This window comes from Streptosporangium longisporum, assembly GCF_039534895.1.
GTDB classification, from domain to species: domain Bacteria; phylum Actinomycetota; class Actinomycetes; order Streptosporangiales; family Streptosporangiaceae; genus Streptosporangium; species Streptosporangium longisporum.
Map to the genome: position 1 here is coordinate 42,442 of NZ_BAAAWD010000029.1, position 11,288 is coordinate 53,729.

9 protein-coding genes are annotated in these 11,288 nt (G+C 73.2%); 5 read left to right on the forward strand and 4 right to left on the reverse strand.

The features are described from left to right. Positions 1–69 precede the first annotated feature (69 nt). Positions 70–1,230, forward strand: coding sequence for a trypsin-like serine peptidase (locus tag ABD832_RS38735; protein ID WP_344906694.1), 1,161 nt, complete (start codon positions 70–72; stop codon positions 1,228–1,230). 53 nt (positions 1,231–1,283) lie between these two features. Beyond that, positions 1,284–2,375, forward strand: coding sequence for a trypsin-like serine peptidase (locus ABD832_RS38740; protein WP_344906697.1), 1,092 nt, complete (start codon positions 1,284–1,286; stop codon positions 2,373–2,375). A gap of 95 nt (positions 2,376–2,470) precedes the next feature. Here ABD832_RS38740 and ABD832_RS38745 read toward each other — a convergent pair whose 3' ends face one another. Continuing rightward, positions 2,471–3,898 carry an aldehyde dehydrogenase family protein gene (locus ABD832_RS38745; protein ID WP_344906700.1) on the reverse strand — a complete coding sequence of 476 codons (1,428 nt, stop codon included), beginning with the start codon at positions 3,896–3,898 and terminating at the stop codon, positions 2,471–2,473. Positions 3,899–4,111: 213 nt separating this feature from the next. Here ABD832_RS38745 and ABD832_RS38750 point away from each other — a divergent pair, with 213 nt between their 5' ends. After that, a complete protein-coding gene (locus ABD832_RS38750) occupies positions 4,112–4,744 on the forward strand; it encodes a TetR/AcrR family transcriptional regulator (protein WP_344906703.1) in 633 nt (210 codons plus the stop codon). Here the strand turns inward: ABD832_RS38750 and ABD832_RS38755 are convergent. Beyond that, positions 4,725–6,326: a PucR family transcriptional regulator gene (locus ABD832_RS38755; protein ID WP_344907135.1), complete on the reverse strand. Its 1,602-nt coding sequence runs from the start codon at positions 6,324–6,326 to the stop codon at positions 4,725–4,727. The two genes, ABD832_RS38750 and ABD832_RS38755, sit on opposite strands and share 20 nt — an antisense overlap. A gap of 96 nt (positions 6,327–6,422) precedes the next feature. Between ABD832_RS38755 and gabT the strand changes: the two genes are divergently transcribed. Both gabT and ABD832_RS38765 read left to right on the forward strand, forming a co-directional pair. Then, positions 6,423–7,787, forward strand: coding sequence for a 4-aminobutyrate--2-oxoglutarate transaminase (gabT, locus tag ABD832_RS38760; RefSeq protein WP_344906708.1), 1,365 nt, complete (start codon positions 6,423–6,425; stop codon positions 7,785–7,787). Between the two features lie 277 nt (positions 7,788–8,064). Next, positions 8,065–8,271, forward strand: a complete 207-nt coding sequence (locus ABD832_RS38765) for a hypothetical protein (protein WP_344907138.1) — start codon at positions 8,065–8,067, stop codon at positions 8,269–8,271. A 40-nt stretch (positions 8,272–8,311) separates the two neighbouring features. On the opposite strand, the gene ABD832_RS38770 is transcribed toward ABD832_RS38765, so the two are convergent. Both ABD832_RS38770 and ABD832_RS38775 read right to left on the reverse strand, forming a co-directional pair. Then, positions 8,312–9,568, reverse strand: a complete 1,257-nt coding sequence (locus tag ABD832_RS38770; RefSeq protein WP_344906711.1) for a saccharopine dehydrogenase family protein — start codon at positions 9,566–9,568, stop codon at positions 8,312–8,314. Positions 9,569–9,902: 334 nt separating this feature from the next. Beyond that, positions 9,903–11,162, reverse strand: coding sequence for an extracellular solute-binding protein (locus ABD832_RS38775; protein WP_344906714.1), 1,260 nt, complete (start codon positions 11,160–11,162; stop codon positions 9,903–9,905). Positions 11,163–11,288 lie beyond the last annotated feature (126 nt).

Consider the following 11,288-nt stretch of genomic DNA (forward strand, 5'->3'; position numbering starts at 1 on the left):
TCAGATTTTGAGAAATGCATATGTATCGCCCGTTAGCGTCCCGGACAGCACCGATCTCGGGAGGTATGTATGCGGCGCAATGCACGATTTGTCCCCGTCCTTGGCCTGGTCGCGGGGGGCACCCTGCTCTCCACGGCGATCGCCACCGGCGCCACCGCCGCCACCGGTACGGGCGCCGGCAGGACCACCGGCACGACCGTGAGCGCCGGCACGGAAAGGGGCACGGCCGCACCGGTCACCACCGGGGACACGGCCCGGGGCAGGGCCGACAGGACGGGCCGCGCCGGTACGGCACGCGCCGTCCCCGAGCCCGTCGAGAGGGAGGCGGCCGACACCACGGCCGAGCAGCGGACCGTCCGGCGCTACTGGACCGAGGCGAGGATGGAGGCGGCCAAGCCGCTCGCCGCCCTCGTCCCCACGAAGGACGGCGCCCGGCTCACCGCGGCGGCGACCCGGGCCCAGGCCGCGGCCGACCCCGTCTCCGTCCCCGCCACCACACCGGACGGCGAGACCGTCACGGCCGTCCGCGGGACGGCCGCCCGCCCCTCCAACGGCGCGCCCTGGACCCGCGGCGGGGCGATCGCCACGACCACGGGCCGGGTGTTCTTCACCTATCAGGGCCGCAACGCCTCCTGCTCGGCGAGCGCGGTGACCAGCGAGAACAGGAGCACCGTGATCACCGCGGGGCACTGCGTGCGAATGGGAGGCGCCTTCCACGGCAACTGGGTCTTCGTGCCGGGGTACCGCAACGGCGAGCGTCCCCACGGCACCTGGGTGGCCACCACGCTCTACACCACCCCGCAGTGGAACAACAGCGAGGACGTCAACCACGACGTGGCCTCCGCCGTGGTGGCGCCGCTGAACGGCAGGTCGCTGACCGACGTGGTCGGCGGCCAGGGGATCTCCTTCAACCAGCAGCGCCGCCGGCAGATGCACTCCTTCGGCTATCCCGCGGGAGCCCCGTACGACGGCTCCAAGCTCGTCTACTGCGCCGGTCGCGCGTTCGACGACTTCATGATGACCCGTGACCTCGGGCTGAACTGCACCATGACCGGCGGGTCGAGCGGCGGCCCCTGGTTCCTCGACTTCGACGAGAGCACCGGGTCGGGCACCCTGAACTCGGTGAACAGCTTCAAGTACGGCTTCGCCTCCGGCTGGATGTTCGGGCCGTACTTCGGGACCGAGGCCCAGGCCGTCTACGAGGCCGCGCAGACCACCGGCACCCCCTGAGATTCACCAAAAGTAACTACAAGAACACCCGGGGTAGTGCAAAATCGGATCCCATGACCCCGAGCCTCCCCCTGCTTGCGGCCGTCTCGCTCGTCGTCGGCCTGCTGAGCGCCCCGGTGACCGGCGCCACGGCCACCGGGCGGCCTCCCCTGGACCTGACGGCCCCCGCGCGGGCGATCACCGCAGGGTCCCCGGCGTCCGGCGCCCCGGACGTGGCCGAGCGGTCCGGCGCTCCGGACGTGGCCGAGCACGTGCCCGTCCACACCGCCGCGGAGCGGGAGCGTGTGCTCGGCTACTGGACCCCCCGCCGGATGGCCGCGGCGCTCCCCCTCGACCCGCTCGCGAAGGTCACCGGGGCGCTCCGGCGCCTGTCCGCCAGGGCCGGGGCACGGCTCGTCGTCCCCGCCAGGGGGCCGCACTCCCCCTCCTCCGGTGCTCCCGGAGGGCTCGCCCTGCCGTCGCGTACCGCCGGGGCCCGCTGGACCGGGGGCGGCATGGTGGGGCGGACCACGGGGCGGGTCTTCCTGACCATCGGCGGGAGCGATTTCGTGTGCTCGGCCAGCTCGGTCAGGAGCGCCAACAGGGACCTGGTGGTGACCGCGGGCCACTGCGTCAAGGACGGCGCCGGGGCGTGGGCCGACAACTGGACCTTCGTCCCCGGCTACGCCCAGGGCCGCCGCCCGTACGGGCAGTACACCGCGCGCCGCATGTTCGTCGCGGGTCCCTGGTCGCGCAAGGGCGACGACAGCCACGACATCGGCATGGTGGCGGTCGGCACCAGTGGCGGCAGGCACCTCGGTGACGTCGTGGGAGGCCAGAACATCGCCTTCGGCACGCCCAGGGGACGCTCCACCAGCGGTTTCGGCTTCCCGGCCGACACCCCCTACGACGGCGAGCACCTGGTCTACTGCGCGGGGCCGCTCCGCGACGATCCCAACGGGCAGACCACCGGCCAGGGCATGCGCTGCGACATGACCGCCGGATCCAGCGGCGGCCCCTGGCTGGCCGGTTTCGACGCCTCCACCGGCCGCGGCACGATCGTCTCGGTCAGCAGCTTCAAGTACAGCGACGACCGCCGCACCATGTACGGCCCCTACTTCGGCGGCTCCGCCAGGGACCTCTACGTCGCGGCGGGCAGGGCCTGAGCCGGTCGCGGCCCGCTCACCGCTCTTCCCGCCCGGACCCGCCCGAGGGTCCGCGGGACCACGACCGTCCGAGGGCCCGCCCCGGCCGTGACCGTTCAGAGGGTCAGCCCGGTGAGGACCATGACCTTCTCGTAGGTGAGGTCGGCGATGGCCGAGCGGATGCCCTCGCGGCCCACGCCCGAGTCCTTGACCCCGCCGTAGGGCATCTGGTCCGCCCGGTAGGACGGCACGTCGCCGATGATGACACCGCCGACCTCCAGTTCCCGGTTGGCCCGGAAGGCGATCTCCAGGCTGCGGGTGAAGACCCCGGCCTGCAGCCCGTAGCGGGAGTCGTTGACCGCGGCGAACGCCTCGTCCACGCCGGAGACCCTCTGGACGATCATGACGGGGCCGAAGACCTCCTCGCGGGAGACCTTGGCGTCGGCCGGCACGTCGGCCAGGACGGTCGGCGCGACCGTGGCGCCGTCGCGGGTACCGCCGGTCAGCAGGCGGGCGCCCGCGGAGACGGCCTCGGCGACCCAGCGCTCCACGCGTTCGGCGGCCTCGACCGAGACCAGCGGGCCCACCTGCGTCTTCTCGTCGGCCGGGTCACCGGTCACCAGGGCCTCGACGGCCGGGACGAGCCGGGCCACGAAGTCGTCGTGCACCGACTCCTCGACGATCACCCGCTGGACGGCGATGCAGCTCTGACCGGCCTGGTAGTTGGAGAACAGCGCGATCCGCGAGGCGGCCCGGTCGAGGTCGGCGTCGGCGAGCACGACCGCGGCGGCGTTGCCCCCGAGCTCCAGCGTCACGTGCTTGCGCGGCACCTGATCCATGATCGCGTACCCCACGGGGGCCGAGCCGGTGAAGGAGACGACCGGCAGGCGCGGGTCCTCGGTCAGCGTCCCGGCCCGGTCGTTGGGCACCGGGAGCACCGAGAACATGCCCTCGGGCAGGTCGGTCTCGGCCAGGATCTCCCCCAGCACCAGGGAGGAGACCGGCGTCGCCGGGGCGGGCTTGAGGACGATCGGGGCACCGGCCGCGATCGCCGGGGCCACCTTGTGCGCCACCAGGTTCAGCGGGAAGTTGAACGGGGTGATGCCCAGCACCGGGCCGTACGGGACGCGTGAGACGTAGGCGAGGCGGCCGGCGGAGGCGGCCTCGGTGTCCAGGCGGACGGTCTCCCCGCTCAGGCGGCGGGTCTCCTCGGCGGCGAACCGGAAGGTGGAGACCGCACGGCCGACCTCGCCGCGGGCCCAGAAGACGGGCTTGCCGTTCTCCGCGGTGATCAGGTGGGCGATCTCGTCGGCCCGCTCGGCCAGGCGGCGCGAGACGTGCGCGAGCGCCTCGGCCCGTACGTGGATCGGGAGCGCGGCGGCCTTCTTGCGCACGGCCGCGGCCGCGGCCACGGCCTCCTCGACCTGCTCGGGGGTCGGCACGGAGCAGACGGCGACGACGCGGCCGTCATACGGGTTGGTCACGGTGAGCTCGGCGTCGCCCGTGACGGGGCGGCCGGCGAGCCAGAAGGGGCGCACGTCCATACCCCGACGCTATGTCACCGATGGGCGGGCGGCTCTGCTCCACTCCGCACAACGGGCCCGTGACCGCGCGCCGTTCCGCATAAAAACCGCTGTGTACCCGACCTGTAACGAAAACGCCTGCATTTAAGGATATTCCTCATAGGGGCCGGTTTGAATGATCTTCACTGTGGCTAAGTCACCGGATGGACCCCAAGAGCGGAAGGGCGTGGGCGCATGATCCCCTCGGCGCCACGCGGCCTTCAGGGCGCCTACCTGGTCGGCGAGCGGGCGTCACAGGACCGTTTGCGGATGCGGCTGCTCGACGTCGCCAGCCAGCTGCTCGTCACCATCGGCCCGGAGAGCCTGTCGATGCGCCGCATCGCCACCGAGGCGGGCTGCTCGACGACCGTCATCTACACGATGTTCGGCAGCAAGGAGGGCCTGGCCGAGGCGCTCTACCTGGAGGGTTTCGAGCGCTTCCGGCGCCGCCTGGAGGCGGTGCCCCCGCGCAAGAACGCCCTGGAGCACCTCACCGCGCTCGGTCCCGCCTACCGGGAGGCGGCGCTGGCCGAGCCCGGCTACTACGCCCTCATGTTCGAGCGCGCCATCCCCGGCTTCGTGCCGAGCGAGCGGGCCAGGACCCTCGCCCGCGCGGCGCTGAACATCGTCGATCGGGTGATCGCCGACTGCATGTCGTCCGGGTACATCGTGCCCACCCAGCCCAGGAAGATCGCCGACGCCGTGTGGGCCGCCGCCCAGGGCGCGATCAGCCTGGAACGTGCCGGGCACCTGCGGGACGGCGGCACCTACGAGGCCGTCCTCCAGGCGGTGATCTCCCGGTACATGATCACTCCTCGTCGTCCCTGACGTCCGGCCGGGGCGCCTCGGGCGCCGTGACGGCCAGGGCGACCCAGAGCTCGGCGCGGACGGCGGGGTCGTCCAGGTCGCGGCCGACGAGGTCGGCGACGCGGCGCATCCGGTAGCGCAGGGTGTGGCGGTGCACCCCGAGCCGTTGCGCCGCCGCGTCCCAGTGACCGTTGCACTCCAGGTAGGCGCGGAGCGATCCCAGCAGGTCGGCGCGGGAGCCGTGCCCGACGAGCGGGGCGAGCAGCGCCGAGGAGAACGCCGCCGCCGTACCGGGGTCGATCAGGGAGAGCAGTCCCTGGCCCGCCAGTTCGGTGAAGCGCATCACCGGCGCGGTGCCGCGCCCGGCCGCGGCGAGCGCCCGCTCGGCCCGGACGAGACCGGCGCGCAGGTCGTCCGGCCCGGCCGCGTCGCCGATGCCGACCGGCCCGTGCCCGCCGAGCGCCGCCGCCCCGGCGTCCGCGGCCGGGGCGGGCACGATCAGCACCACCCTGTCGGCGCCGGTCGCGTCCCGGTCGGCCGCGGCGAACCCGCCGGGCACGGCCTCCGCCGCCTCCAGCACCGCCTCCGGCCCCGCTCCCGAAGGCGCTCCCGGCAGCGCTCCGGGCCCTGCCCCCGCCGCCGCGTCCGCCGCGTCCGTCGCCGCGTCCGGCTCGGCGGGCGTGACGAGCACGGCCAGCGGCCCGCCGGGAAGCCCCTCCCCCAGCCGCTCCAGGGTCTCGCGTCCCGCCTCCACCTCACCGGCCAGCAGCAGCCGCAGCACCGCGGAGCGGACTCTGCGCTCCGCGGCCACGTGCTCCCCGCCGTGCTCGACGGCGAGCGTCAGCAGCGACCCGGCGGCGTTGACCACGGTGTGCGCGACCGGGGTGAAGGGCCGGCCGAGGCCGACGGCGAGGAATCCCCTGACCCGGCGCGCCCCGAGCGGCCGTACGACGATGTGCTCCCCCGGCGAGGACAGGGCCAGGCTGGCAGGCGCGCCACGGCGGCCGCCCCTGAGGCGTTCCAGCTCCGGGCCGAGCTCCCCGGCCGCGGCCGTCGCGCCCCGGCCCGCCGCGTGCCGCACCGCCCCGGCCCCGTCCAGCAGGACCGCCCAGCCGCCGAGTTCCCTGGCGAGGCGGTCGATCACCGCGCGCGGGCCCTCCGGCCGCAGGGCGGCGCGGGTGAGGCGGCCCTGGGTCGCGAAGGCACGGCTGAGCTCGTCGTACTGCTCGGCGGCGATCAGCTCGCTGACCGCCTTGCCGATCGCGACGAACGGGGTGTCGCGCGGCACCTCGACCAGTGGCAGCCCGGCCCGCACGGCAGCCTCGACCAGCGCCGCGGGGATCACCTCGTGGCCGAGCCCGGTGCCGAAGCCGAGACCGGCCACGCCCCTGGCGACCAGGCGCTCGACGTAGCGGGCGGCGTTCGCGGCGTCCAGGCGCATGCCCGTGGTGAGGACCAGCTCGTCGCCCTCCAGGAACGGCGTGGGGTCCTCCAGCTCGCTGACCGCCACCCAGCGCACCGGCCGGTCGAGCGCCTCCCGCCCGGCGAGCACGGCCAGCCCCAGCGACGGCCGCCGTACGACGGTGCGCAGCGTCGGCGGCACGGCCACCCCCGTTTGTACGTTATGTAGAACAGCGTCTTGGCAATTTTGCCATAGTGCATCATCGGCACCCTGACATCGGCGACATACGTTCGCAGGATGAGCACCGTCACCAGCACCGCCGGTCAGGGCGGCCCCTCGCTTCCGCAGGAGCGCCGCCTCGTCACCGAGATCCCCGGCCCGAGGTCCCGCGAGCTGTTCGCCCGCAAGCAGGCCGCCGTGCCACCGGGCATCGGCACCACGCTGCCCGTCTTCGTGACGCACGCCGGCGGCGGTGTCGTCGTCGACGCCGACGGCAACTCGCTGATCGACTTCGGTTCCGGCATCGCGGTGACCGGCGTCGGCAACGCCGCCCCGCGCGTGGTCGAGCGGGTGCGCAGGCAGGTCGCCGACTTCACCCACACCTGCTTCATGGTCACCCCGTACGAGTCGTACGTGCGGGTCGCCGAGGAGCTGAACCGGATCACCCCGGGTGACCACGAGAAGCGGACCTTCCTCCTCAACAGCGGCGCCGAGGCCGTGGAGAACGCGGTCAAGGTGGCCCGCCACGCCACCGGCCGCCAGGCGGTCGTCGTCTTCGAGCACGGCTACCACGGCCGGACCCTGCTCACCATGACGCTGACGGCCAAGAACATGCCCTACAAGCACGGCTTCGGCCCGTTCGCCCCGGAGGTCTACCGGGTGCCGCTGGCGTACCCGTTCCGCTGGCCCACCGGCCCGGAGAACTGCGCCGAGGAGGCCGCGGCCCAGGCGATCGACACGATCACCAAGGAGATCGGCGCCGGGAACGTCGCCGCCGTGGTGATCGAGCCGATCGCGGGCGAGGGCGGTTTCATCGAGCCCGCCCGGGGGTTCCTCCCGGCGATCCTGGAGTTCTGCCGGCGCAACGGCATCGTCTTCATCGCCGACGAGGTCCAGACCGGCTTCTCCCGTACCGGCGACCTGTTCGCCTGCGAGCACGAGGGCATCGTGCCCGACATCATCGTCACCGCCAAGGGCATCGCCGGAGGCCTGCCGCTGGCCGCCGTCACCGGCCGCGCGGAGATCCTCGACAGGGTCCACGTGGGCGGGCTGGGCGGCACCTACGGCGGCAACCCGCTCGCCTGCGAGGCGGCGCTGGGCGTGCTGGAGACCATCGAGGCCGAGGACCTGACCGGCAGGGCCCGGCGGATCGGCGAGACCATGCTGCCCCGGCTGCGCGCCCTGGCCGAGCGCAACCCGGTGATCGGCGACGTACGCGGCCGGGGGGCGATGATCGCCATCGAGCTGGTGGTGCCCGGCACCACGGAACCGCACCCCACCGCGGCGGCCGAGATCGCCGCGAGGTGCCACGCCGAGGGGCTGCTCGTGCTGACCGCGGGCACCTACGGCAACGTGCTGCGTTTCCTTCCCCCGCTCGTCGTTCCCGACCACCTGCTGGAGGAGGGACTGGCGATCCTGGAGAAGGCGGTGAACGAGACGTGACGGTTTAGACCCCACCAAAAGGGGCACCCGGCTTGACGCCCGGTGTCCCTTTTGCCGTTATACGGCCTGCATGCAGGCCGTGATTTAACCACCGCTTGACACCGGCCACAGCGATCACGGGTCATGACCGCGTTATAACGGTTCCGATGTGAAAGTGCGCGATCAAGACAGAAAACGTGTCGACCTCCTCCCCACGGCCGCATCGGGGAGCAGCTCGAGGTCTCCACACGGAGGGATTCAGATGAACTGGGGGCCGACCAGAACGGCACACGTGACGATGACCTTCGACCCTGAGGGGCTGACCCGCACCCAGCGTGAGGGCGACGCCTGCGTGGCCTGCCACAAGAAGTGGCCCCGCCCGCGGACCAGGATCGGCCGGCTGCCCGACGGCACGGCCCTGTTCGCCTGCCCGGAGTGCGCCGACGCGCTGCTCCCGCAGCAGGGCGACAACCACTCCCGTCCCCGCCGCGCCGCCTTCTTCTGACGACGGCGAGGCGGTGACGGGCACCGTACGGAAAGGGGTCTCAGGCGACCAGGAGGGAGTCCTCGGCGACCCGGGGGACCCCGGTGACCCCGGCGGCCTGCTCGCGCATGCCCCACGGTGAGCCGTAGGCGTTGAGCAGTTCCAGGAAGGGCACCGCGTCGAAGGCCTCGGGCCCGAGCACCCCGGTCCCCGACCAGACGCCGGTCGCCAGCAGCTCCAGGGCGACCACGGGGTGCACGGCCGTCTGCCAGACCACGGCCTGGCAGCCGTACTCGCGCATCGACCACTCGTTGTCGACCACGTGGTAGAGGTACACCTCGCGCGGCGCGCCATCCGGGCCCGTGCCCTTCACCCAGGTCCCGGCGCAGGTCTTGCCCCGCATCCGGTCGCCCAGCGTGGCCGGGTCCGGCAGGCTGGCCGCGACCATCTCGCGCGGCGACGCCTCCACCCCGCCCACCCTGATCTTGCCCGCGTTGTCCAGCCCCAGCTTGCGCAGCATCTTCAGCACCCCGATGAACTCCTCACCGAGGCCGTACTTGAACGTCACCCGCCGGGCGTCGATGTAGCGCGGCACCAGGAGCACCTCCTCGTGCTCGACGTTGACGCACTCGACCGGCCCGATCCCCTCGGGGAAGTCGAAGACCTCCGGCTCGCTGAACGGCTCGGTGGTGTGCCAGCGGCCGTCCTCCCAGACCACCGGGGGGTTGAGGCACTCCTCGATGGTCGTCCAGATGGAGAACGTCGGGGCGAAGTCGTAGCCGTCGACCACCAGGTTGGACCCGTCGCGGATGCCGATCTCCTCGATGTCCCGGAACAGGTGGTCGGCGGCGTAGCGCGCGAAGACGTCGGCCAGGCCCGGTTCCACGCCCATGCCGACCAGCGCCAGCCCGCCCCGCTCCCGCCACGCCGCGCCGCGCGCGAACTGCTCGTCGCCGAGCTTCACCCCGGGCAGCTCGTACGGGCTGAGCGGGTGGGGGCGCGACAGCGACATCGCCATGTCCAGGTAGCCGGCCCCGGCGTCGAGCGCCGCCTCGAACAGGGACATGGTGAACCGGGGGTCCACCGCGTTGAACAGCACGTCACAGCGGTGCTCGGCGAGGGCGGCCCGCACCGCCGCCCGGTCGGAGGCGTCCAGTCCGATGGCGCTGAAGCGCGGGTCCGCGATCCGGGCCACGACGGCGGCGGCCCGGTCCCGGTCGAAGTCGGCGACCACGATGTGCTCGAAGAAATCCCGGCGCGCGGCGATGGGGACCACGGCGGAGCCCACGCCGCCCGCCCCGACAAGAAGAATCCTCATAACGGACATAATACTCACTGACTGGTCGACCAGTCGATAGAAAGTTCATGATCTCGACACCGGATCCGCACCCAGAATGGATCATGACAACGGAAAGCGTCGTCCCGGCCGACCTGCGGGGACGGGAACGGAGAAGGCCCCTTCACGCGATGTCGGCCCGAAGGCCCGGAAGGACGGGCCGACCCGAAGGACGGCCCCGGCCCGGGAGGAGCAGGCCCGGCCCGGGAGGACGAATCCCGCTCGGAAGGACGGATCAGGCCCGGGAGAAAGGATCAGGACAGGACGAACGGACCCGAAAAAGGCCCGGGGGATCGACCGGGGTGACGGGCCCCGGTCACCTCACCAGGTCCTTCCAGCGTTCCGTCCACTCGGCGTAGTCGGCGCACGTCCCGCCCCGGCCGCCGCAGTCCGGTGCCGGGCGGGAGGCGAACAGCACGTCGCGCAGCCCCCGGCCGTCGCGGACGCGGTAGGCGTCGCATATCCGGCCCGCGCGCCCGCCGCACGCCTCCGGGTTGGCCGGGGCGAGCCCGGTCCAGGCCGCGGCCGAGCGCTGGGCCCGCTCCGAGCTCATCCAGTCGAGCCACCGGTAGGCACAGTTCGGGCTGGCCGACCGGGCCGAGATCATCCAGGAGTCGACCCACCCGGTCACCGGCCCTCCCTCCGCGGCCCTGGTCTCCCGGCCCGCCCTGCGGAAGAGGTCCAGGTGGTAGGGAAGGGCCTGGGCGATCCGTACCGACCCGGACGACATGGCCCTGACCAGGTCGAGGGAGTCGTCCCAGTAGAGCCGGTCGGGGCCGTCGCCCCGGGTCAGCAGCGCGACGGCCGCGTCGAGCTGCTCCGGGGTGAGCTGGAACGGGTCGTCGATCTCGGGGCCGGTGCCCCCGCCGAGGGCGAGCGCGGCGTCGGCGATGCTCAGCGGGCTGTCGCGGATCGCCGCCGGAGCCCTTTCGTACAGGGCCGGGGGCTTTCGCGTCCCCTCCCCCTCGTAGATCACCCGGTTGACCCCCCACAGGTAGGGGACGCCGTAGACCAGGCCGTCCTCGCGCAGGCCGGGCAGCTCGCGCAGGCGCTTGGGGATGTCCCGGTACGCCCCCACCAGGGAGGTGTCCAGCGGCGTGACCTTCTTCTGCTCCACCAGCAGCCCGGCCAGCTCGGGCGAGGGCGAGACCACGTCGTAGGTCCCGGCGGCGAACCTGGCGGCCATCTCCTCGGCGGTCCGGACCCGGTCGACCCGTACGACGCAGCCGCTCCTGCGCTCGAAGGGGGTGACCCAGTTGATCCGCGAGCCCGCGCCGCCGAACTCGACGTGCCCCTGGAAGGTGAGCACCTGCAGGGTCCCCTCGCCCTTGCCGATGGACGCCGACGGCGTGGGAGAGACCGACGGGGCGGGAGAGGCGGGGGTCGCGGTGATCCCCGCGGAGGGCTCGAGGGTGGAGGTCACCGGGGAGGGGGAGGTCGCGGCCGGAGACGGGTTCCCCGCGGGCCGGACCGCGCTCACGGTCCCGGTGCCGGTCTGGGTGCACGCGGCGAGCAGCAGACCGCCCGCCCCCAGCAGCGCCGCACGACGCGCCCGGCCGAGCCTGTCCCCGCCCACGAGCTCTCCTCCCGACGTCCACCGACCTGCCCGGGAGCCTACCGGCCCTCCCCCGCCGCCGCAGGCGCGCGTGCGCGGCCCCTACCCGGAGGCCGTCCGCCGGGCAGGGGCCGCACACGCGATCGT

Bases quoted from the DNA above. Each gene is read 5' to 3' on its own strand.
- ABD832_RS38735 (WP_344906694.1), top strand. From the start codon at position 70: ATGCGGCGCAATGCACGATTTGTCCCCGTCCTTGGCCTGGTCGCGGGG.
- ABD832_RS38740 (WP_344906697.1), top strand. From the start codon at position 1,284: ATGACCCCGAGCCTCCCCCTGCTTGCGGCCGTCTCGCTCGTCGTCGGC.
- ABD832_RS38745 (WP_344906700.1), bottom strand. From the start codon at position 3,898: ATGGACGTGCGCCCCTTCTGGCTCGCCGGCCGCCCCGTCACGGGCGAC.
- ABD832_RS38750 (WP_344906703.1), top strand. From the start codon at position 4,112: ATGATCCCCTCGGCGCCACGCGGCCTTCAGGGCGCCTACCTGGTCGGC.
- gabT (WP_344906708.1), top strand. From the start codon at position 6,423: ATGAGCACCGTCACCAGCACCGCCGGTCAGGGCGGCCCCTCGCTTCCG.
- ABD832_RS38765 (WP_344907138.1), top strand. From the start codon at position 8,065: ATGACCTTCGACCCTGAGGGGCTGACCCGCACCCAGCGTGAGGGCGAC.
- ABD832_RS38770 (WP_344906711.1), bottom strand. From the start codon at position 9,568: ATGAGGATTCTTCTTGTCGGGGCGGGCGGCGTGGGCTCCGCCGTGGTC.